At 64.3% G+C, this 21584-nt stretch carries 19 protein-coding genes and 1 pseudogene; 13 read left to right on the top strand and 7 right to left on the bottom strand.

Translation table 11 applies throughout. The features are described 5' to 3' along the window. Nucleotides 1-9 precede the first annotated feature (9 nt). The 4 genes from rsfS to AAV94_RS00895 all read right to left on the bottom strand — a co-directional run bounded on the left by rsfS (nt 10) and on the right by AAV94_RS00895 (nt 3886). Nucleotides 10-636, bottom strand: coding sequence for a ribosome silencing factor (gene rsfS / locus AAV94_RS00910; RefSeq protein ID WP_046740445.1), 627 nt, complete (start codon nt 634-636; stop codon nt 10-12). A 76-nt stretch (nt 637-712) separates the two neighbouring features. Then, nucleotides 713-1651, bottom strand: coding sequence for an oxygen-dependent coproporphyrinogen oxidase (gene hemF, locus AAV94_RS00905; RefSeq protein ID WP_046740444.1), 939 nt, complete (start codon nt 1649-1651; stop codon nt 713-715). 154 nt (nt 1652-1805) lie between these two features. Then, nucleotides 1806-3086: a phosphoribosylamine--glycine ligase gene (gene purD, locus AAV94_RS00900; RefSeq protein ID WP_046740443.1), complete on the bottom strand. Its 1281-nt coding sequence runs from the start codon at nt 3084-3086 to the stop codon at nt 1806-1808. Between the two features lie 80 nt (nt 3087-3166). After that, nucleotides 3167-3886, bottom strand: a complete 720-nt coding sequence (locus AAV94_RS00895) for a YebC/PmpR family DNA-binding transcriptional regulator (protein ID WP_046740442.1) — start codon at nt 3884-3886, stop codon at nt 3167-3169. A 252-nt stretch (nt 3887-4138) separates the two neighbouring features. Between AAV94_RS00895 and AAV94_RS00890 the strand changes: the two genes are divergently transcribed. The 6 genes and pseudogenes from AAV94_RS00890 (at nt 4139) to AAV94_RS00865 (ending at nt 11299) form a co-directional block, all read left to right on the top strand. Continuing rightward, a complete protein-coding gene (locus AAV94_RS00890; RefSeq protein ID WP_046740441.1) occupies nt 4139-5416 on the top strand; it encodes a glutamate-5-semialdehyde dehydrogenase in 1278 nt (425 codons plus the stop codon). Nucleotides 5417-5454: 38 nt separating this feature from the next. Beyond that, on the top strand, nt 5455-6075 hold the full coding sequence (locus tag AAV94_RS00885; protein ID WP_046740440.1) for a phosphoadenosine phosphosulfate reductase domain-containing protein: 621 nt from the start codon (nt 5455-5457) through the stop codon (nt 6073-6075). Between the two features lie 61 nt (nt 6076-6136). Then, nucleotides 6137-7810, top strand: a complete 1674-nt coding sequence (gene argS, locus AAV94_RS00880) for an arginine--tRNA ligase (protein ID WP_046740439.1) — start codon at nt 6137-6139, stop codon at nt 7808-7810. 11 nt (nt 7811-7821) lie between these two features. Further along, nucleotides 7822-8511, top strand: a complete 690-nt coding sequence (locus AAV94_RS00875) for an SPOR domain-containing protein (protein WP_046740620.1) — start codon at nt 7822-7824, stop codon at nt 8509-8511. Between the two features lie 250 nt (nt 8512-8761). Next, nucleotides 8762-9652: pseudogene (locus tag AAV94_RS00870) on the top strand (MBL fold metallo-hydrolase); the annotation flags it as partial. A 192-nt stretch (nt 9653-9844) separates the two neighbouring features. Then, the gene (locus tag AAV94_RS00865) at nt 9845-11299 is read left to right on the top strand and encodes a DUF4139 domain-containing protein (protein WP_046740438.1); all 1455 of its coding nucleotides are present in this window, start codon (nt 9845-9847) and stop codon (nt 11297-11299) included. 63 nt (nt 11300-11362) lie between these two features. Here the strand turns inward: AAV94_RS00865 and arsC are convergent, their stop codons facing one another. Continuing rightward, nucleotides 11363-11713, bottom strand: a complete 351-nt coding sequence (gene arsC / locus AAV94_RS00860; protein WP_046740437.1) for an arsenate reductase (glutaredoxin) — start codon at nt 11711-11713, stop codon at nt 11363-11365. Nucleotides 11714-11834: 121 nt separating this feature from the next. Here arsC and ypfJ point away from each other — a divergent pair, with 121 nt between their 5' ends. From ypfJ to ampD, 7 genes are all read left to right on the top strand, one after another. Then, nucleotides 11835-12674 carry a KPN_02809 family neutral zinc metallopeptidase gene (ypfJ, locus tag AAV94_RS00855; RefSeq protein WP_046740436.1) on the top strand — a complete coding sequence of 280 codons (840 nt, stop codon included), beginning with the start codon at nt 11835-11837 and terminating at the stop codon, nt 12672-12674. Then, nucleotides 12674-13426: a lysophospholipid acyltransferase family protein gene (locus AAV94_RS00850; RefSeq protein WP_156167877.1), complete on the top strand. Its 753-nt coding sequence runs from the start codon at nt 12674-12676 to the stop codon at nt 13424-13426. Before ypfJ ends, AAV94_RS00850 begins: the two co-directional genes overlap by 1 nt. Beyond that, on the top strand, nt 13423-14364 hold the full coding sequence (locus tag AAV94_RS00845; RefSeq protein ID WP_046740435.1) for a phosphatidate cytidylyltransferase: 942 nt from the start codon (nt 13423-13425) through the stop codon (nt 14362-14364). Before AAV94_RS00850 ends, AAV94_RS00845 begins: the two co-directional genes overlap by 4 nt. 71 nt (nt 14365-14435) lie before the next feature. Beyond that, complete coding sequence (locus AAV94_RS00840; RefSeq protein ID WP_331396713.1) at nt 14436-14792, top strand: YchJ family protein; 357 nt, start codon at nt 14436-14438, stop codon at nt 14790-14792. 275 nt (nt 14793-15067) lie between these two features. Then, the gene (locus AAV94_RS00835) at nt 15068-16714 is read left to right on the top strand and encodes an acyl-CoA synthetase (RefSeq protein ID WP_046740433.1); all 1647 of its coding nucleotides are present in this window, start codon (nt 15068-15070) and stop codon (nt 16712-16714) included. A 79-nt stretch (nt 16715-16793) separates the two neighbouring features. Further along, nucleotides 16794-18509, top strand: a complete 1716-nt coding sequence (locus AAV94_RS00830) for a sigma-54-dependent transcriptional regulator (RefSeq protein WP_046740432.1) — start codon at nt 16794-16796, stop codon at nt 18507-18509. Further along, entirely contained in the window at nt 18496-19155 is a 660-nt protein-coding gene (gene ampD / locus AAV94_RS00825) for a 1,6-anhydro-N-acetylmuramyl-L-alanine amidase AmpD (protein ID WP_046740431.1), read from the top strand. The genes AAV94_RS00830 and ampD overlap by 14 nt, the downstream gene beginning before the upstream one ends. 1228 nt (nt 19156-20383) lie before the next feature. On the opposite strand, the gene AAV94_RS15005 is transcribed toward ampD, so the two are convergent. Together AAV94_RS15005 and AAV94_RS15000 are read right to left on the bottom strand one after the other, a co-directional pair. Next, on the bottom strand, nt 20384-20797 hold the full coding sequence (locus AAV94_RS15005; protein ID WP_197407977.1) for an LptM family lipoprotein: 414 nt from the start codon (nt 20795-20797) through the stop codon (nt 20384-20386). Nucleotides 20798-20831: 34 nt separating this feature from the next. Then, nucleotides 20832-21584, bottom strand: a 753-nt coding sequence (locus AAV94_RS15000) for a hypothetical protein (protein WP_046740430.1), incomplete at its 5' end; no start/stop codon positions are given.

Below are 21584 nucleotides of genomic sequence, written 5' to 3'. Positions count from 1 at the left end.
GCGGCTGAATCAGCCAGCCGCGTTTTTGGCGGCAGTCTTGCGTGCGGGCGCCTTCTTCGCAGCAGCAGATGCCTTGACCGCCACCGTCTTCGCCGTCTTTTTCGCCGCTACGGGCTTGCTCCCCGCCGCTTTGGCCGACGTTGATGGGGCGGCCGCCTTCTTCGCAGCGGCCTTGGCAGGTCGCTTGACCGCTGGCTTGGCGGTCTGCGCAGCTGCGGCGCCACCGCCATCTGCGTCGGCACTGACCGCAGCCGCTTTCTTGCGCACCGCGGGCTTGCGCACTGGCTTATCGCCCCAGATCTCTTCCAGGCGGTAATAGGCCCGGATGGTCGGCTGCATGATGTGTGCCACGACCGTGCCACAGTCGACAATCACCCACTCGCCGTTGTCCTCGCCCTCCATGCGCGGCTTGTCGAAACCGGCATCCCTGACCTTGTCGCGTACGCTGGCAGCAAGCGCCCTGGTCTGGCGCGAGGAATTGGCCGAGGCGATGATGACCCGTTCAAACAGTGGCGAGAGTTCGGTCGTATCGAATACCTGGATGTCGACGGCCTTGATGTCCTCCAGACCCTCAATAATGGCGGTCTGGAGCTGGGTGATCTGGCGTTTTGCGGCGGTCTCGCTGGTGGTTTTCATGCAATGTGATGGTTGAGCGACGAAAGCGCGGCCAGTTTAACGCAGCCGCTCCTCCATTGCGAACACGCGCAGATCGCTACAGCCAGTCACGACGCACCAGAAAGCGTTCGGTCAGCTCCGCTTCGCGCGACCCGGGCTCGAACGTACGCTGATAAGCCCATGTCGCATGCGGCGGCATGGACAGCAGGATCGACTCCGTGCGCCCGCCTGACTGCAGCCCGAAATGGGTACCGCGGTCAAACACCAGATTGAATTCCACGTAGCGGCCACGCCGGTAACGCTGGAAGTCGCGCTCGCGCTCACCCCAGGGTTCGTCCTTGCGCCTGCGCACGATGGGCAGGTAGGCATCCAGGAAGTGGCCGCCCACCGATTGCATCATTGCAAAGCCCTGCTCGAAGCCCAGCTCCGATACGTCATCGTAAAAGATGCCGCCGATGCCGCGCTGCTCGCCGCGGTGGCGCAGGCAAAAATACTCATCGCACCAAGCCTTGTAGCGCGGATACTTGTCCTCGCCAAAGGGTGCCAGGCTGTCGCGGCAGACCTGGTGGAAGTGGCGCGCATCCTCTTCGTAGGCGTAATAGGGGGTCAAGTCCATGCCACCGCCAAACCAGCTGACCGGTGCGCCACCAGCTGGCGTGGCGGTGAGCATGCGCACATTCATGTGCACCGTCGGCACGTAGGGGTTGAGCGGATGAAACACCAGCGACACCCCCATTGCCTCGAATGGCGCGCCGGCCAGCTCGGGACGGCGCTCGGTGGCCGAAGGCGGCAGGGCCGGCCCCCGCACGTGCGAGAAACCGCAGCCAGCACGCTCGAATACCTTGCCGCCCTCGATGATGCAGGTGATGCCATCGCCCTGCAGCGGCTCGTTGCCGGACTTCTGCCAGGGGTCGCGGATGAACCGGGCCGTGCTGCCGGCCTCGATCTCCAGCTGCTGCAAGGCATCAATGATGCTGGATTGGAGGCCGATCAGCCAGTCACGTACCGGCGCTGAAGGATGTTGCACTTGCGTCATGGGGAAAGCTTTCTGTCATGCCATCAAAACCGCGTACCGGCAGCGGTCCACGCGTTGCAAGGACGCCCGCAAGCCGGAACTCCTGGATGGCAATTATCCTACAGATCGCCCCGAATTTTCAGAATTTCCTGAAATTTGAAAACATTCCTCGGCATCAGTTTCTGATGGCGCGATAACCGATGTCCTTGCGGTATTGCTCGCCGTCGAAGTGCACCTTGCTGGCCACTTCGTAGGCGCGCTGCTGCGCCTGTTTGACGTTGTCGCCCAGCGCAGTGACGCACAGCACGCGCCCGCCACTGGTCTTGATGGCGTCACCGTCCTGCACGGTTCCTGCATGGAACACCATGGCGTCATCGCTGTCAGGCGGCAGATCATGGATCACGTCCCCCTTGCGCGGCGACTCGGGGTAGCCATGCGCGGCCATCACCACCCCCAGCGCCACGCGCCGGTCCCACTGCAGTTCAACCTGATCGAGCTTGCCATCGACGGCAGCACTGAGTACTTCGAACAGATCGCTCTTGAGGCGCATCAGGATTGGTTGGGTCTCCGGGTCGCCCATGCGGCAATTGAATTCCAGCGTCCGCGGCTGTCCCGCCGAGTCGATCATCAACCCGGCATACAGGAAACCGGTGTAGGGGACGCCGTCGCGCTCCATGCCACGCACGGTCGGCACGATGATCTCGCGCATCACTCTGGCGTGCACATCGGCGGTGACCACCGGCGCAGGCGAATAAGCGCCCATGCCGCCCGTGTTGGGGCCCTTGTCGCCATCCAACAGTCGCTTGTGATCCTGGCTGGTGGCCAGTGGCAGCACATTCTTGCCATCGGAGAGGACGATGAAGCTGGCTTCCTCGCCGCTGAGAAATTCCTCGATCACCACCCGCGCCTGGCCCTCGTTGTGCAAGGCACCATAGCGATTGTCCAGCAGCATGTCGTCGACCGCCTGGTAGGCCTGTTCGACGGTCTCTGCCACCACCACGCCCTTGCCGGCCGCCAAGCCATCGGCCTTGACGACAATGGGCGCGCCCAGCTTGTCGATGAAGGCCTTGGCTGCTGCCGCATCGGTGAAGGTGTCAAACGCCGCGGTCGGAATGCCATGACGCTGCATGAACTGCTTGGAAAAGGCCTTGGAGCTCTCCAGCTGCGCGGCCGCCCTGGTGGGCCCGAAGATGCGCAGGCCGTGGGCACGAAACTCGTCGACCACGCCCGCTGCCAGCGGCGCCTCCGGCCCAACCACCGTCAACGCGATCTGTTCGGCCTGTGCCCATTCGCGCAGGGCGGCAGGATCGGTCACGTCGACGTTCTGCAGCCTGCGGTCGCGTGCCGTGCCGCCATTGCCCGGCGCCACGAACACCTGCGTAACGCGCGGCGACTGCGCCAGCTTCCAGGCCAGCGCGTGCTCACGGCCTCCACCCCCAATGACTAGGACTTTCATATTGCATGCACCGCGTTGTGCGGCATCGTGTATCCGTTGAATAAATCGTTGAAACAACTCATGTCATGCCACGTGCACCGTCACAGCTCCGCGTTGTGGTAGATGGCCTGCACGTCATCGAGGTCCTCGAGCACGTCCAGCAGCTTCTGCATGCGCTCGGCGTCCTCGCCTTCGAGTTCGATGGTGTTGTCTGCGCGCATCGAGACCTCGGCCACTTCGGCCTTGAGTCCGGCCGCCTCCAACGCAGCCTGTACGGCCTCGAAATCCGCCGGTTCGGTCAACACCTCGATGGAGCCGTCGTCGCCGCTGATCACGTCGATGGCGCCAGCTTCCAGCGCCACTTCCATGACCTTGTCCTCATCGGTGCCAGGCGCGAAGACAAACTGGCCCACGCGCCTGAACTGAAATGCCACCGAGCCCTCGGTGCCCATGTTGCCGCCCCACTTGCTGAAGGCATGGCGCACTTCGGCCACGGTGCGCTGGCGATTGTCCGTCATGGTGTCGACGATGATCGCTGCGCCGCCAATGCCGTAGCCCTCGTAGCGGATTTCCTCGTAGCTCACGCCCTCGAGGTTGCCGGTGGCCTTGTCGATGTTGCGTTTGATGGTATCGGCCGGCATGTTCGCCGCCTTGGCCTTGTCCACGGCCAGGCGCAGGCGCGGATTGGTCGCGGGATCGCCACCGCCGGCACGCGCTGCCACGATGATTTCGCGGATCAGACGCGTCCAGATGCGGCCACGCTTTTCATCCTGCCGGCCCTTGCGATGCTGAATGTTTGCCCACTTGCTATGTCCTGCCATGCGCGTTCTTCCTCCATGCCGGTGCGCCGCAGCCTGATGCAGCCGCGCCGCCAGGCGGATTTTCCACAAAGTCCGCCATTCTATGCCGAGCACCCTTAGGGCCACTGCCGTGCACAGGCAGCCCGCCCATCGACTGCGCTCGGCGAAGCCCCCTATCTTTGACGTTTTTACAACACGACTGCACCCCTTGCGGGCCCGCAGCAGCGCTGCCTCTCACGCACGGCATGCCGCCCGTTTTGGCAGAATGACGCCATGAACACCATGACCGTCGAAGCCACCATGCACGCGCTGGGCGCGCAGGCGCGCAGTGCCAGCCACCGCATGGCCGTTGCCAGCACACACGAGAAAGCATTGGCGCTGCGCGCACTGGCGCGCCTGCTGCGCGAGCAGTCAGCCAGCCTGCAGGCTGACAATGCCAAGGATGTCGAGCGCGCCATTGCCAGCGGACTGGCAGCACCGATGGTCGACCGCCTGCGACTGACAGACAAAGCGCTGGAAACTGCCGCGCAGGGCTGCGAGCAGCTGGCCGACATGCCCGATGTCATCGGCGAAATCATCGGCCTGCGCCAGCGTCCCAGTGGCATACGGGTGGGCCAGATGCGGGTCCCGCTTGGCGTGTTCGGCATGATCTACGAGAGCCGCCCCAACGTCACCATCGAGGCCGCCAGCCTGGCCATCAAGAGCGGCAATGCCTGCATCCTCCGAGGCGGCTCCGAAGCCATCGAATCGAACAAGGCGCTGGCGGCGCTGGTACGCCAAGCCCTGCAGCATGCCGGCCTGCCGCAGGATGGTGTGCAGCTGGTGCCCACCACCGAGCGCGCCGCCGTTGGATATCTGATCACCATGCCGGAGTACGTGGATGTGGTGATTCCGCGCGGAGGCCGCGGCCTGATCGAGCGCATCAGCCGGGAAGCCAAGGTTCCGGTCATCAAGCATCTGGACGGCATTTGCCACACCTACGTGGACGACCCCTGCGATCTCGCTCAGGCCGTGGTGATCGCCGACAACGCTAAGACGCAAAAGTACAGCCCCTGCAACGCGACGGAGACGCTCTTGGTCGCGCGCGGCGTGGCGGCGGCATTTCTGCCACAGATCGCCCGTGTCTATGCCGACAAGGGCGTGGAGATGCGCGTCACGGATGAGGCCGCGCCGCTGGTACAGATCGCAGGCGCGCACGTTGTGCCGGCCACCGAACAGGACTGGCACACCGAATACCTCGCCCCCATCATCAGCATCAAGCTCGTGGCCGGCCTGGACGAGGCCATTGCGCACATCAACACCTATGGCAGCCACCATACCGATGCCATCATCACCACCGACCACCGCCACGCCCAGCGCTTCCTGCGCGAAGTCGATTCCGCCAGCGTCATGGTCAATGCCAGCACGCGCTTTGCCGATGGCTTCGAGTACGGTCTCGGCGCCGAGATCGGCATCAGCACCGACAAGTTCCATGCGCGCGGCCCCGTTGGTGTCGAAGGGCTGACATCGCTGAAATACGTCGTCCTCGGCGATGGCGAAATTCGCCAGTGACCTCCCTTTCACTTCCCGATCTCCTGCCACACCCTGCCATGTCTCTCGATCTCGCCGCCATCAATGCCGAATACGGCCATGACGCCCAGTCCCTCGTGCGCTGGGCACTCAGCCTCGACAAGAAGGCCATCTGCACCACCAACTTCCGCCCATTCGAGGCCGTGATCCTGCACATAGTCACGCGGGTGCAGCCGGACATCCCCATCGTCTGGATGGACAATGGCTACAACACCGAAGCGACCTACCGCTACGCCGACGAACTCACCCGCAGGCTGCAACTCAACCTGCACATCTACCTGCCACGGCGCTCGCGCGCGCACCGCGAGGCGGTCGACGGGCCCACGCCCGCGCTGGACGATCCGCGCCACGCGGCCTTCACCGAAGAAGTCAAGCTCGAGCCCTTTGCCCGCGCCCTGCGGGAGATGGCGCCACAGGTCTGGTTCACCGCACTACGCGCCAGCGACACTGCGGTGCGCGCGCAGATGGATCCCGTCAGCGTCAACCCCGACGGCCTCCTCAAGGTCGCGCCGCTGTTGCACTGGAGCGCCAAGCAGCTGCACGAATACCTCGTGGCCCACGATCTACCCAACAACTTCGACTACGTCGACCCCACCAAGGGCGAGGAACACCGCGAGTGCGGCCTGCACCTGGCGCATTGATACGCGCTGTTTCCTCGCGGTGCTGCCACTTTTGGGCAGGCCCCTCGCCTAAAATCGCGCCATGTTGAAAATCAAACAGCAATTGCTCCAGGGCCTGGCCCAGACCCTGGAGAGCATCGCCCCTGGCATGGGGGAGAAGGCGGCTTTCGAACAGCCGCGCCAACCCGAACATGGCGATCTGGCCATCACCGCAGCCATGCAGCTGGCCAAGCCGCTGAAGCAGAATCCGCGTGCGCTGGGCGAGCAGATCAAGGCCCGGCTGGAGGCCCTGCCCACCTACCAGCAATGGGTCAGCGCCGTGGAACTGGCCGGCCCAGGCTTTCTCAACCTGCGCCTCAAGCCCGAGGCCAAGCAGCAGGTCGTGCGCGAGGTTCTCGGCGCTGCGGACGGCTACGGTCAGCAACCGGAGCACGGCGAGAAGGTGATTGTCGAATTCGTCTCGGCCAACCCCACCGGGCCGCTGCATGTCGGCCATGGCCGCCAGGCGGCGCTGGGCGACGCCATCTGCAACCTGCTGGCCACGCAGGGCTGGCAGGTACACCGCGAGTTCTATTACAACGACGCAGGCGTGCAGATCGACACGCTCACCAAGAGCGTGCAGGCACGCGCCAAGGGCCTCAAGCCGGGCGATGCCGCCTGGCCCGAGTCGGCCTACAACGGCGACTACATTCAGGACATCGCCGAGGACTTCCTGGCCCGCAAGACCGTCCAGGCCGATGACCGCAGCTTCACCGCCAGCGGCGATGTGGACGACTACGACAACGTGCGCCAGTTCGCCGTCGCCTACCTGCGCAACGAGCAGGACAAGGACTTGCGCGCCTTCAACCTGACGTTCGACCAGTACTATCTGGAGTCGAGCCTGTACGAGAGCGGCCGGGTGGCGCAGACCGTGCAGCGCCTCATCGACCAGGGCAAGACTTACGAACAGGATGGCGCGCTGTGGCTCAGGACCACGGAGTACGGCGACGACAAGGACCGCGTCATGCGCAAGCAGGATGGCACCTACACCTACTTCGTGCCGGATGTGGCCTACCACATCGCCAAGTGGGAGCGGGGTTTTCGCAAGGCCATCAACATCCAGGGCACCGATCACCACGGTACGATCGCGCGTGTGCGCGCCGGCCTGCAGGCCGCCGGCGTGGGCATTCCGCAGGGCTACCCGGACTACGTGCTGCACACCATGGTACGGGTGGTGCGCGGCGGCGAGGAAGTCAAGATCAGCAAGCGCGCGGGCAGCTACGTGACGCTGCGCGACCTGATCGAATGGACCAGCAAGGATGCGGTGCGCTTCTTCCTGCTCAGTCGCAAGCCCGATACCGAGTACACGTTTGACGTTGATCTGGCCGTTGCGCAGAACAACGACAACCCGGTCTACTACGTGCAGTATGCGCACGCGCGCATTTGCAAGATTCTGCGCGACTGGGGCGGCGATGTTGCACGGCTGCCACAGGTCGATCTGACCCCGCTGGCAAGCCCTGCCGCGCAGACCTTGCTGCTGCAGCTGGCCCGCTATCCGGAGATGCTCAGCGGCGCCGCACGCGACTTCGCGCCGCACGACGTGAGTTTCTACCTGCGCGAGCTGGCCGCCAGCTACCACAGCTACTACGATGCCGAACGCATCCTGGTGGATGAGGAGCCGGTGAAGCTGGCCCGCCTGGCGCTGATTGCTGCCACCGCACAGGTGCTGCGCAACGGTCTGGCAATCCTGGGTGTCAGCGCCCCCGAGCGTATGTGAGAATGCAGGCCATGGCAAAACGAACTCCCCGGCGCAAGGCCGGCTCCTCCCAGCGCGGCGGCACGCTTGCCGGCATCCTCATTGGCCTGATCATCGGTTTCGCGGTGTGCATCGCCGTGGCCCTGTACATCTCGCGCATGCCCGTGCCGTTTCTCAACACCGAGGCCAACACGCGCCCCTCGGCACTCGATACCACCGAGCAGGAGCGCAACCGGACCTGGAACCCGAACGCGGCGCTCTCGCCACAGCGCGACGGTCAGGCCACCACGCAGACCTACAGTCAGCCGCAGCTGCCTGCCGCCCCTACTCAGGACGCAGCGCCCCCTGTGGAGCCGGAACCTCCGTCCGAAGTGGTCACCGTCGCACCGCCCACCACTGGCACAGATCCACTCGGCGAACTGGCCGCACAGGTAGGCAGTCGACCGGCCCCCGCCGCTGTCACTCCGCCTCCAGCGCAGGCCGACCCCTACATCTATTTCGTGCAGGCCGGGGCCTTCCGCTCGCAAAGTGACGCCGATGCCCAGCGCGCCCGGCTGGCCATGAATGGCTGGGATGCGCGCATCACCAGCCGCGAGCAGAACGGCCAGACCATCTACCGGGTGCGCGTGGGCCCCTTCAACAGCAGCAGCGACGCGGCCAACATCAAGCGCCAGTTCGACCAGCAGGCCATCGACGCCGCCGTGGTACGCCAGGCCCGCTGATCCGTCGGACGGGCGAAGCCTCGGCAAGGCCCGACCACGCATGCCCCATGCCACATTGGTGCGCCGCAACACCCGCCTGCGCAAACCCATGAAGCGCTGGGAGCCTGCTTAAGCGCCCAGCGTTTGCGCCGTCTTATGCCGCGGCACAATTTGCCGGCAACGCAAGGAGGTCTGCAACATGGAGCATGACGACGCCCCGATCAACCCGCCGCGGATGCGTGGCGCCAGCCTGCTGCGTCACAACGCCGCCGAGTGGCAGCACACACAACCGGTACCACTGCTTGCGCACCTGCAGCGCCTGACCGCCCCCAATGCGGGCATCATGACCGGCCCAGGCACCAACACCTATCTGATCGGTGATCGCGCCAGCGGCTTCATCGTGCTCGACCCCGGGCCCGACGAGCCTCTGCACTTGCAGCGCATCCTCCTTGCCACCGGGGGAGACGTGCGCCACATTGTCTGCACCCACTCGCACCCGGACCACGCCCCAGGAGCTTGGCCCCTGCAGCAGCTGGTACAGCAGGCCGGGCAGGCCGCACCGCGCATTGCCGGCATGGCAAGCGGCCCGCATGCCCGGCCTGACAGTCGCTTCACGCCGCAGCTTGCGCTGCGCACCGGCGACGAGATTCGGGTCATGGGGGCGGGGCAGACATACACGTTGCGCGCCATCCACACGCCGGGACACGCGGCCAACCACCTGTGCTTTCTGCTTGTGGAAGATGCGCTGCTGTTCTCCGGTGACCACATCCTCGGGGGCAGCACCTCGGTGGTGCTGCCCCCTGATGGCAGCATGCAGGACTACCTCGACGCACTGGATACCCTGGATGCCACCTGCGCCGCGCATGCGGTGGCATGCATCCTGCCAGCGCACGGCCATGTGCTGGCCGATGCGCGGGGCGTGATCGCGCAACTCAAGGCCCACCGTCTGGGACGCGAGGCCAGGGTGTTGGCCGCCATCGAGAGCCGACCCGACGGTACAGTGGAGGAGTGGCTTGCCCACGCTTACGCCGATACGCCGCAGGCGCTCTGGCCCGTGGCCCGTTACTCACTGCTGGCACACGTCCAGCGGCTGGCCATCTTGCATCCCGAGCTCGGGTTGCAGAGGGTGGCCATGCCGGCCCTTGCCCCCGATCTGCACTGATCGGCGCACCGACTTGCATCTCTTCAGGCACGACAGCGCTCGGTCAGAACGGGCCGCTCAGGCGCAAGATTGGTTTGCGGCGCCGTCTGACCTCGCCATGCACCGCCTCGACAGTACAACAAGTCCGTAGCCCACTGCGTAAACGCAGCATGCGGCCTGAACGTTACTGACTCATCTTCAATGCCTCAACCCATGCCCGCTATGACCCACCCCTTTCGCCTCGCCTGCCTGGCCGCCGCCCTGTCCACCCTGTGTGCGCAGCCCGTTTCCGCCGCCGCCGACGCTGAAACCAGCAGCGGTGCCGCCGACCGCGAAGCCATTGCCGTGACGATCTACAACGAGTCCCTGGCACTCGTGCGGGAGGAACGGCGCCTGCCCCTGCGCCAGGGTCTCAACCACATTGCACTCAAGGAAGTTTCCGCGCAGATCATGCCGGAGACGGCCAGCCTACGCGCGCTCGACGGCGCAGCGCTGACACTGCTGGAACAGAACTTCGACTTCGACCTGCTCAGCAGCCATGCGCTGCTGGACAAATACGTCGGACGCAGCGTGACGACCATCCACACCAATCCGGCTACCGGCAAGGAAACGCGTGAACAGGCCACCTTGCTGGCCAATAACGACGGGCCTATCCTGCAGTACGCTGACCGCATCGAAACCGGCCTGCCCGCTGGCACGCGCCTGGCGTTCGATGGCGTTCCGGCAAATCTGCGCGACCGTCCGACACTGGTGGTCACGCTGGAAGCTGCGGATGCAGGCACCCGTAACGTCGACCTGTCCTATCTCACAGGGGGGCTTGGCTGGAAGGCCGATTACGTTGCCACCCTCTCGCAGGATGAAAGTACCCTGGACCTGGCCGGCTGGGTGACGCTGACCAACCAGAGCGGCGCCAGCTACGAGAACGCCAGGCTGCAGCTGGTCGCCGGCGACGTGGGCCGTGCCGCGCCCGATGTCAAGGTCATGCGCAGCATGGCTGCCGAGATGGCCATGCCCGCTGCCGCGCCACTGCAGCAGGAAGGGCTGTTCGAGTACCACCTCTACACCCTGCCTCGGCCCACCACCATCGCCGACAACCAGACCAAGCAGGTTGCACTGCTGTCGGCAAAATCAGTGCCCGTGCGCAAGGAGTACCGCATGCAGGGCGCGCAGCATTGGTACTACAACCTGCGGGACGGCGGCAGCAGCCCCGAGCTGGGCGACAAGCGCAAGGTGGATGTTTTCGTCGAGTTCGACAACAAGGACGGCGATCTGGGCGTACCCCTGCCCAAGGGCATCGTGCGCGTCTACAAGGACGACAGCCAGCAGCGCGCCCTGTTTGTCGGTGAAGACCGCATCGACCACACGGCCAAGGATGAGCAAGTGCGCCTCAAGCTCGGCAGCGCCTTCGACCTGAACGGCACCTGGAAGCACACCGACAGCAAGAAGATATCCGACAACGTCTACGAAATGGCCTTCCGCATCGAACTGCGCAACGCCAAGGACGTACCGGCCACCATCAAGGTGGTCGAGCCCATCCCCGGCCGCTGGGAGATTCTGCAAGAAAGCCATCCGCACAGCAAACCGACCGCCCACCTCGCGCAATGGCAGATCGAGGTGCCGGCGGAAGGCCAGGCAGCGCTGGACTACACGGTGCGCATCACCTACTAAAAACCTTCTGGAACGTTCGCAAACAGGCTCTCAGCAAGGCTTGGCCCTGGCACGAATAGCACCTCAAAGGATGGCCTGCAGCGCTTCGAGCGGCCGCGCCAGCATCGTGCCTTTTTCCGTCACCACGAACGGGCGGTTAAGCAGGATCGGATGCTCGGCGATGGTATCCAGCAGTACCTCATCGCTGGCATCGGCAAGGTCCAGCTCCGCATAAAGTGGCTCCTTCGTACGCACGGCCTCGCGTACCTCCAGGCCCGCAGCGGCAATCAGCGCTGCAAGCTGCTGGCGCGTCAGCGGGGTCTTGAGGTATTCGACGATGTGCGGCGCGTAGCCGTGTTCGCGCAACAACTGAAGCGCTTTGCGCGACGTGCTGCAGCGGCTGTTGTGGTAGATCGTTGCGGTCTTGTCTGTCATATAGCGAAGATATTCGTGCGTGAAAACCGGTTGGACATGACGACCAAGCATAGCGCAGCCGTCACTCGCAGCGCCGCTGGCGCTTACACTTCGGATCCAATGTGAGCTCTGGGAGGAAATCATGCGATGGGAAGGAAACCGCCAGTCCCGCAATCTGCAGGATCGCCGCGCCAGTCGAGCGGTAGGAGGACGCGGCGTTGGCATTGGCGCCATCCTCGTTGCCGTGGTGGCAGGCTGGATTTTCGGCATCAACCCGATGACCGTCCTTGGCCTGCTGCAGGGCATGCCGGGCAGCGCGCCGCCCCAGTCAACGGCGGTCAGCGGCCCTCCCTCCGATGAGACCGGGCAGTTCTTTGCCACGGTACTGGCCGATACCGAGGACGTGTGGAACAGCTTGTATACCAACTACCAGGAGCCGCGCATGGTGCTCTACCGCGATGCCACGCAGACCGGTTGTGGCATCGGCCAAGCGGAAATGGGGCCGTTCTACTGCCCGGCTGACCAGACTGTCTATCTCGACGAGCGCTTTTTCGACCAGCTCGCCCGCATGGGGGCCACCGGCGAATTTGCCCAGGCCTATGTGGTCGCGCACGAGGTGGGCCACCACGTTCAGCGCCTGCAGGGCACGACCACCAAGCTCGACCAGTTACGCGGGCGTATCAGCCAGCAGGAATACAACCAGTTGAGCGTGCGGCTGGAACTGCAGGCGGACTGTTATGCCGGCGTATGGGGCCACCACGCCCAGCGCCAGCGCCAGATTCTGGAAAACGGCGACATTGAGGCAGCCATGAATGCTGCCGCGGCGGTCGGGGATGACCAGATCCAGCGCTCTGCCGGGCGCACCGCACGTCCCGAGACTTTCACCCACGGCAGCAGCGCGCAGCGCCAGCGCTGGTTCATGCGGGGCCTGCAGACCGGGGATCCCAACGCCTGCGACACCTTCAACGCGGATCCTCTCTGATGACACCGTCCACTTCTTCTTCCGTGCTTGCGCGTGCGGCGGCCATGGCGATCACCGGCGTGGCCAAGGCGCTGACCGGAGCGCGCAGCGTCTGGCTCGGCTGTGCGCCCGTGCCACGCCAGCGCATCTACTACGCCAACCACTCCAGCCACAGCGACTTCGTGCTGCTGTGGGCCTCGCTGCCGCCGCTGCTGCGCCAGCGCACGCGCCCGGTTGCCGGCGCTGATTACTGGTCCAAGGGGCTGCTGCGCCAGTTCATCATCCACCGCGTGTTTCGTGGCGTTCTGGTGGACCGCTCCGGCAGTGGCAAATCCGGGCAGGACGGCGTTGCTGCCCAGCAAGCAAGTGCCGCTGCCGCTGCGGCCGCACCAGAGGGTGACTCCAGTGCTGAACAGGCTTCAGCGCCTTCTCGCGCAGACGCGCTTGTACCGCTGCGCCAGGCACTGGATGCGGGCGACTCGCTCATCCTCTTTCCCGAGGGCACACGCAACCTGCACGATGAGCTGCTGCCATTCAAGAGCGGGCTCTACCATCTGGCCAGGGCCTATCCCGACGTGGAGATCGTGCCGGTGTGGCTGGGCAACCTCAACCGTGTCATGCCCAAGGGCGCATGGATTCCCCTGCCGCTGCTGTGCACAGTCAGCTTTGGCGCACCGATTGCCGTGCAGGACGGCGAGGACAAAGCTGCCTTTCTCGCACGCGCCCGCCAGGCGCTGATTGATCTGTCGCAGGCCGTGGAGGTGCAGGCATGACGCGCGAAACCTTGATGCTTTCGGCCATCATCGGCGGGCTGATGGTGCTCGCCTCTCTTGTTGGCTTCGCGCTGAAGGCGCGTGTGGGCTTTGCGCCTCATGCAGTGATCGACAACCTCAATGCCCGCATCAAGGCCTGGTGGGTGATGATTCTGGTGCTGGGCGTGGCGTTTGCGCTGGGGCGCGTAGCGGTGATCGTGCTGTTTCTGGGCATCTCCTTCTATGCGCTGCGCGAATTCCTCACGCTCACCCCGACGCGGCGCAGCGACTACTTTGCCTTGCTGGCGGCCTTCTATATCGCCTTGCCGCTGCAGTACTTCTTCATCCTGACTGGCTGGTACGGCATGCTCGCCATCTTCCTGCCCGTCTACGGCTTTCTGCTGCTGCCGATCTTCGCGGCGCTAGGCGGCGACACCACGCGCTTTCTGGAACGCGCCGCATCCACGCAATGGGGCGTGATGATTGCGATCTACTGCATCTCCACCATTCCCGCGCTGGTGCTCATCCCCATCGCCGATTACGAAGGCCGCAACCTGCTGTTGATCGCCTGGCTGGTGCTGGTAGTGCAAGGCTCGGACGTGCTCCAGTACATTTGCGGCAAGCTGTTTGGCAGGCGCAAGGTGGCGCCGGCACTGTCTCCCTCCAAGACATGGGAGGGTCTGATTGGCGGCGTTACCCTGGCCTCGCTGCTGGGCGCGGCGCTGTACTGGATCACACCGTTTGACCTGGTGGACGCATTCTGGATGGCGTTGGTGGTCAACCTCATGGGCTTTGCCGGTGGACTGGTGATGTCGGCCATCAAGCGCGACCGCGGCGTCAAGGACTGGGGCACCATGATCGAAGGTCATGGCGGCATGCTCGACCGACTCGACTCGCTGTGCTTTGCTGCGCCCATCTTCTTTCACCTCGTGCGCTACCTGTGGGGTTTGCCCGCATGACAGGCGCGGGCCTCACCCCTGCCGCCTGCCCGTGCGGCCGCACCGAGTTGCGCGGCAAACGCGTGATGACCATGGCGTTGCACGCCTGCTGCGGCCGCTGGCTGGGCATCGGTCAGACCGCGCAGCCCGCACCCGATGCCGAAGCGCTCATGCGCTCGCGCTACACCGCCTTTGTGCTCGGACACATCGATTACTTGCTGGCGACCTGGCACGCCAGCACACGTCCGGCAACCGTGACGCTGGACGCTGGCGACCGCTGGCTGGGCCTGCAGGTGCGCCGCCACAGCCTGCTGGATGCCACGCGCAGCGAAGTCGAATTCGTCGCCCGCGTGCGCGACGCTACCGGACGCGCACATCGCCTGCATGAAACCAGCCGGTTTGTCTGCGAGCACCAGCAATGGTTTTACGTGGACGGCGATCTGCACTGAGTACGCGCGTCCGTTTCGCTCATACGCCGCGTTGCTGCGCTGCAAGGGTGCCTACGACCTTTGGCCAATCGCGCGCGCCAGGCGGCAACGCCACAATGCACGTTCGTGCAAGTGCCTTTGCGGTCCCACAACCGCCCAGTACATCGCTGCGCTGGGCGCGGCGGCGTCAAGGGGCACTGCCAAAGCAGGCCGTGCAAAGCCTTGCTTGCGCCAGCAGGACCCGGCACGCAGACGGGTCCCACCGAATACCCCCGACCAGAACAAGGAGACAACCCATGAGCGCCTACGATCAGCATCTCGATCGCACCCTTGCCAATCACTCCGCGCTGACGCCGCTGGATTTCATCCGCCGCAGCGCCGAGGTCTACCCGGAACGATTGGCCATTGTGCACGGCAGCCTGCAACGCAACTGGCGCGAAACCTATGCCCGCTGTCGCCAGCTCGCCAGCGCGCTGCACAACGCCGGCATCGGCAAGAACGACACCGTTGCCGTCATCCTGCCCAATACCCCGCCGATGGTCGAAGCCCATTTCGGCGTGCCAATGGCAGGCGCGGTGCTCAACACGCTCAATACCCGGCTTGATCCGCAGACCATCGCCTTCATGCTCGACCACGGCGAGGCCAAGGCGCTGATCGTCGACCCCGAATTCGCGCGCCTCATCGCGCAGGCACTGCCGCTGCGCAGGAGCAACCATCTGCGCACAATCATCACCATCACGGACGAACTGTACGGTCCGGCCGCTGCCGCACTCGAAGGCAGCATCGACTACGAGACATTTCTCGCTGGCGGCGACGCCGCGTTCGAATGGCAGCGCCCGAGCGATGAATGGGACGCCATCGCGCTGAACTACACCAGTGGCACCACGGGAGACCCCAAGGGCGTGGTCTACCACCACCGCGGCGCGGCGCTCAACACCCTGTCGATGATTCTCGAATGGGACATGCCCAAGCACCCGGTCTACCTCTGGACGCTGCCCATGTTCCACTGCAACGGCTGGTGCTTTCCGTGGGTGATGGCCGCGCGTGCCGGCGTCAACGTCTGCCTGCGTCGCGTAGATGCCGAGGCGGTATTCACCGCCATGCGCACGCATGGCGTCACACATTACTGCGGCGCACCGATCGTGCACAGCCTGCTCATCAACGCCCCTGCCGAACTCAAACGGGATCTGCCGACCGGCATCAAGGCCATGGTAGCCGGCGCCGCGCCACCGGCCTCAATGATCGAAGGCATGGAAGCACTGGGCTTCGACCTCACCCACGTATACGGGCTGACCGAAGTCTACGGCCCCGCCACGGTCTGCGCCAAACATGCCGCATGGCAAGCACTTGCCATCGGCGAGCGCGCCCAGCGCAACGCCAGCCAGGGTGTGCGCACGCACCTGCAGGAAGACGCCCGCGTGCTCGACCCCGAAACCATGCAGCCCGTGCCTTGGGACGGCGAGACCATCGGCGAGATCATGTTCCGCGGCAACATCGTGATGAAGGGCTACCTCAAGAACCCCGAAGCCACCGACAAGGCCTTTGCCGGCGGCTGGTTCCACACCGGCGATCTGGCCGTGCAATACCCGGACGGCTACATCAAGATCAAGGACCGCAGCAAGGACATCATCATCTCCGGCGGCGAGAACATCTCCTCCATCGAGGTCGAGGACGTGCTCTACCGCCATCCAGCCGTGCTGGCCGCAGCCGTGGTGGCCAAGCCCGACCCCAAATGGGGCGAGACGCCCTGCGCCTTCGTCGAACTCAAGGAAGGCACTGACCTGTCCGCCGAAGACATCGTCGCGCACTGCAAGAAGTATCTGGCGGGCTTCAAGGTCCCGCGCGCAGTCGTGTTCGGGCCGCTGCCCAAGACGAGCACCGGCAAGATCCAGAAATTCGAACTGCGCAGGCAGGTCGGCTCGGCCCAGGCCATCGACGTGTGACCGACCAGGCCGGGGCACCGCCACGCCGCTCAAGGCAGCCTCCCGCCCAGCCAGACGGCAAAGCTCCGATAATCGGGCCATGTCCGAGACCAATGCCGCCATCCTCGTCGTCGACGACGAACCCGATCTGCGCCTGCTCTACGAGCTGACGCTGATGCGCGAAGGCTACCGGGTGGAATCGGCCGAGACCGTCGCCCAGGCGCGCCAGAAGCTGCAGGCGCGTTTTGACGTGGTACTCACTGACATGCGCCTGCCCGATGGCCAGGGCATGGAGCTGCTGCTGGAACTGCAGGCGGCGGGTCGGCCCGAGCGCTGCATCGTCGTCACTGCCTACGGCTCTGCCGAAAACGCCGTCGAGGCACTGCGCGCTGGCGCCTTCGACTATCTGGCCAAGCCGGTCGAGCTGAGCCAGCTGCGCACCGTCGTCGCCTCCGCCCTGCAGGGACTCCCCGCCACCATGTCGAGCTCCATCGCTACAGCCCCACCGACCGGCGATGGCTCCCCCGCTGCGGTCCACGCACCGGCAACGCCTGCGGACCGTGCGGCGCAGACTGCCGCGTGCGCCGATGCGGCCCAGCCTGCCCCCCACGACACCGCCGCCGGTGCCGCCGCACTGGTCCGCCTGGTGGGACAGTCACCGGCCATGTGCGCCGTCAAGGCGCGCATCGCCAAGGTAGCGCGCAGCATGGCGCCCGTGCATATCCATGGCGAATCCGGCACGGGCAAGGAACTGGTGGCACGCGCCGTACATGCCAACAGCCAGCGCGCGGCGGGCCCGCTGGTGGCAGTCAACTGCGGCGCCATTCCCGAGCACCTGCTGGAGGCCGAATTCTTCGGGGCCAAAAAAGGCGCCTACACCGGCGCCACGCAGGACCGCATCGGTTTCTTTCAGGCCGCCAAGGGCGGCACCCTGTTCCTGGATGAAATCGGGGATCTGCCGCTGGCCATGCAGACCAAGCTGCTGCGCGCCATCCAGGAACGCTGCGTGCGCCCGCTCGGCTCCACCCAGGAGGAACTGGTCGACGTGCGCCTGATCAGTGCCACCCACCGCGATCTGGCCGCTGAAGTCCAACAGGGGCGCTTTCGCCAGGACCTGTACTACCGGCTCAACGTCATCGAGCTGCACATCCCGCCGCTGCGCGAGCGGCTGCAGGATCTCCCCGACCTGGTTCAGGCGCTGCTGACGCGGCTGGCTGCCGACTCCGGCTTTGCCGCCATCCACGTTGAGTCTGACTTTCTGCAAGCCCTGGCTACGCGCACCTTCCCGGGCAACGTGCGCGAGCTGGAAAACCTGCTGCACCGCGCCGTCGCGCTCAGTGAGGACGGCATACTGCGCGCCAGCGCACTGCAGGACGACTCGCCTGCCAGCCCGGTGCCGCAGGCCCCGGTGCCTGCGCCATCGCCTGCACCAGCCACCGCTGCTGCGGCGATAGCGACCGCGCCTGCGGCAACCGGATTCGGCACAAGCTACGCCATCCAGATCCCGATGGCGGTCAGCCCGGCACCGCCCGTGCCACCTCCCGTACCCGCAGCCCCCGCAACTGCCGCCAGCGCGCAGCCAACAGGCGCGGCCATGATCGTGCGTGCACCTGACCGCAGCGCCGACGACGAACCGTTGCCCAGCGACCTGCAGGCATGGCTGGACGCCCAGGAGCGTGCCATACTGATCCGCGCCCTGCGCGCCGTACGCTACAACCGCACTGCCGCAGCAGCGCTGCTGGGGCTGAACCTGCGGCAGATCCGCTACCGCATCGAGCGTCTGAACATTCCGACCGAACCCGATGCCCGCGAATGACAATGGCCCGCTGCCAGCTGCCGAGCACGATCTCCTCGTGCAGGGGCGCTATCGTGAAGCGCTATGGCTGCCATCGCCCAACCACAACGCCCGCCCCGCTGGCGCAGTGATCGATCTGATCGTCGTGCACTCCATCAGCCTGCCACCGGGCTGCTACGGCGGCGACGCCATCGAGCGCCTGTTCACCAACACGCTGGACTGGGACGCACACCCGTACTATCGCAGCATCCGTGGACTGCAGGTCTCTGCACATTTCGTGATCCGGCGTGACGGCAGCGTGCAGCAATACGTCAATACCGAACAGCGCGCCTGGCACGCCGGTGTCTCCTGCTACCGGGGCCGTCACGCCCGTAACGATGACTCCATCGGCATTGAGTTGGAAGGCCTGGAAGATGAAGCCTTCGCGCCAGCGCAGTATCCCGCGCTGGCCAGGCTATGTCTGGCACTGGCGCAGCACTACCCCATCGCTGACATTGCCGGTCACGAAGACATCGCACCAGGGCGCAAACACGACCCCGGCGCCGGCTTCGACTGGGCTCTGCTGCAGCAGCTGCTGCAATGGCCCGTCCGCTACTTCCCGCAGCGTGTGCAACCCCTTTTGCTGCCAGTGCCTCCCCCCAGCCCGATGACTCCCCCGCGGGCTTGAGGCCGATCTGCAGCGACGCGCATCAAGCCATCAATGCCGATGGCGGACCGGCCCCCCATGCCAGCGGGGAGCATGGCGATGCGGTGCTTTCCAGCCGCGGCCATAGCGCGGCGGCGGGCGGTGGAAGGCAGGCGGTGCCACAAACACCGGCGCTGGCGCAACATACACCGGCGGCGGCAATACATACACAGGGCGTGGAGCAACCCAGGGCCGCGCTGGCCTACCCCAACCGTTGCCTACCTGCACCCCCACACCCGGCGGCGTACGATACCCGCCGGAATGCACCCCGATCGACCACTGCACCCCCTGCGCCTGCGCAGGCATGACAGTGCACGCAGCAGCCGCCACCGTCACGGGTATCGCCAAACGCGCGATGCGCGCAGCCAAACACTTCAACACTTGCATGACACCCTCCTAAGCCGTAACCAATACGCTGCAATGGTGTACGCCCAACGCAAAGCCCGCTTATCGCGCAGATGGCGAAATGTTTCCACAGGTAAAGCCAGCTTGACATCTACGTGACGGAAAACGCAACAATGCTTCATCCCTGATCGGGCCCAACACAATCCAACGTGCTGTTCGCTGTCTCCATGTGTCGAAGGGCACCTGCCTGGCCTCACAACCGCAACAAAGCGCTGGTCGGTAGAGGCTACATGGGCGGCGGGGCCACCCATTTTCATGTCCGCGCCGGACATGATGGCCTCATCCTGTACCTGTGACTAAATTCCACTGCTTCCGCACTGAAGCAGATGGCGACTCCTCCACTTGAGCCAATTGGCTTGCAATTGGTCCTGCTACTTATTTCCACTCCGGCTTGGGCATGTGCTCCAGCCCCCTCTCCTTGCGCCACTCTACGCAGGCTGCCCTGTCAAAGTAAAAACTCTGAATGCAAATCGGGCCCTCACTGTTATACCAGCCCCTGTCCTCTATACACAAATAACTTCTTGCCTCATCAAATGAGGAATTTATCGGGTTACCTGACACCGGATCAATCCCGCACTCCCTGAAGTCGTCAAGCTGTTTTTGTATACGTTGCAAAAATCCTTCATTTGTGGACAAATCAAATGTATTGAACTCTTCTTTCAGTCGCTAATTCGCTATCTCGTCCTTGACCGGCTTGAAGCCCTTGAAGCCACATCCCACCAATGTGGCCGTCGTTGCAATCAGCAGCGCCGCCATCAGTGCTTTTTTCATGCTCTTTTTCCTTTGCACAACTGCGCAGCAGCACTCACTTCCACTCCGGCTTGGGCATGTGCTCCAGTCCTCGCTCCTTGCGCCACTCTACACAGGCCGGTTTATCGAATAGCCAATGCTGCGTGCAAATAGGTCCGGCATCTTCATACCAACCTTTATTCTCAATGCACAGATAACCTTCTGCCAAATCATGCCGCGCATCTGTTAACCCATCCACTGGATCAATCCCGCACTCATTGAAGTCGTCAAGCTGTTTTTGCACATAAGCATTAAATCCCTCCTTTGTTAAAATACTGTAAGGATTGAATTCTCTCTTCAGCCGCCAATTCGCCATCTCGTCTTTGACCGGCTTGAAGCCCTTGAAACCACATCCCACCAATGTGGCCGTCGCCACTATCAGCGCCGCCACCGTCATCACCTTGCGCATCTTCTCTCCTTGCCCTTTCATCAATTTCTCCCGGCCACCATCTGCTCTGCGGCCATTAATCCATCTTCTTCCTCTGCAACAGCTCCGGGATGGTTTGGCCGGGGTGCATGATTAACTGACCATCTTCGCTTCTATAACCATCATATTGGCACTGCATGTTTCCAAACCCATAGCAATTGTGCGCTGAGGAGTCTCCTCCGAAGATGTCCAGCGTGTAGCTCCACCAGCTCTTGCCCTTCAGGTTGGTGTCTCCCGTCGCCGGGTTGAGCCCTATCAGCGATCCCACAAAATCCAATGCGCTGTTTTCCAGCACGATGTGCCGTGCGGTCTCGCCCTGCCCCTGCAAATGGCCGAACTTCCTGTCGCTGTTGGCCACGTTGGCTGCCGGCCCTACCATCTTGATGTCCGTCTCCTTGAGCACTCCTTGGGCCCCGGGGCGGCGCTGCAGCTCGCCCAGCGCGTTGGCCACCGTCAGGCTGCCTCGGCTGTGCGCGCCCATGAACAGCCCTTGCTGGCCGTATTGTTCTCCCAGCTCCACGGCCTGTTCTGTCGAGTTGCCCGGCTCTCCCACCAGCCCTTCGAGCATCTTCTGGTAGACCGCCACCATGTTCTCGCCCAGCGTGCTGGCCGCCGGCGGGTTGTTGATCAGGTGGATGTTTTCATACAGCCGGGTGTCCACTTGCCCTCCAGGCTCCGATTGCTGCCCTATGTAGTTTTGCACCGCATATTTCGCCGAGGCCTGGATGTCGTTGAAGATGCCGTTGAACATCACGGCTACCTGCGTCTTCTCTTGCCCCGTGCGCGGGTC

Source organism: Lampropedia cohaerens (genome assembly GCF_001005215.1).
GTDB classification, from domain to species: Bacteria; Pseudomonadota; Gammaproteobacteria; order Burkholderiales; family Burkholderiaceae_C; genus Lampropedia; species Lampropedia cohaerens.
This window is presented reverse-complemented; position numbering and strand designations above follow the sequence as displayed.

Coding starts and splice junctions, on each gene's coding strand:
- rsfS (WP_046740445.1), bottom strand. CDS start 636: ATGAAAACCACCAGCGAGACCGCCGCAAAACGCCAGATCACCCAGCTC.
- hemF (WP_046740444.1), bottom strand. CDS start 1,651: ATGACGCAAGTGCAACATCCTTCAGCGCCGGTACGTGACTGGCTGATC.
- purD (WP_046740443.1), bottom strand. CDS start 3,086: ATGAAAGTCCTAGTCATTGGGGGTGGAGGCCGTGAGCACGCGCTGGCC.
- AAV94_RS00895 (WP_046740442.1), bottom strand. CDS start 3,886: ATGGCAGGACATAGCAAGTGGGCAAACATTCAGCATCGCAAGGGCCGG.
- AAV94_RS00890 (WP_046740441.1), top strand. CDS start 4,139: ATGAACACCATGACCGTCGAAGCCACCATGCACGCGCTGGGCGCGCAG.
- AAV94_RS00885 (WP_046740440.1), top strand. CDS start 5,455: ATGTCTCTCGATCTCGCCGCCATCAATGCCGAATACGGCCATGACGCC.
- argS (WP_046740439.1), top strand. CDS start 6,137: ATGTTGAAAATCAAACAGCAATTGCTCCAGGGCCTGGCCCAGACCCTG.
- AAV94_RS00875 (WP_046740620.1), top strand. CDS start 7,822: ATGGCAAAACGAACTCCCCGGCGCAAGGCCGGCTCCTCCCAGCGCGGC.
- AAV94_RS00865 (WP_046740438.1), top strand. CDS start 9,845: ATGCCCGCTATGACCCACCCCTTTCGCCTCGCCTGCCTGGCCGCCGCC.
- arsC (WP_046740437.1), bottom strand. CDS start 11,713: ATGACAGACAAGACCGCAACGATCTACCACAACAGCCGCTGCAGCACG.
- ypfJ (WP_046740436.1), top strand. CDS start 11,835: ATGCGATGGGAAGGAAACCGCCAGTCCCGCAATCTGCAGGATCGCCGC.
- AAV94_RS00850 (WP_156167877.1), top strand. CDS start 12,674: ATGACACCGTCCACTTCTTCTTCCGTGCTTGCGCGTGCGGCGGCCATG.
- AAV94_RS00845 (WP_046740435.1), top strand. CDS start 13,423: ATGACGCGCGAAACCTTGATGCTTTCGGCCATCATCGGCGGGCTGATG.
- AAV94_RS00840 (WP_331396713.1), top strand. CDS start 14,436: ATGGCGTTGCACGCCTGCTGCGGCCGCTGGCTGGGCATCGGTCAGACC.
- AAV94_RS00835 (WP_046740433.1), top strand. CDS start 15,068: ATGAGCGCCTACGATCAGCATCTCGATCGCACCCTTGCCAATCACTCC.
- AAV94_RS00830 (WP_046740432.1), top strand. CDS start 16,794: ATGTCCGAGACCAATGCCGCCATCCTCGTCGTCGACGACGAACCCGAT.
- ampD (WP_046740431.1), top strand. CDS start 18,496: ATGCCCGCGAATGACAATGGCCCGCTGCCAGCTGCCGAGCACGATCTC.
- AAV94_RS15005 (WP_197407977.1), bottom strand. CDS start 20,797: ATGAAAGGGCAAGGAGAGAAGATGCGCAAGGTGATGACGGTGGCGGCG.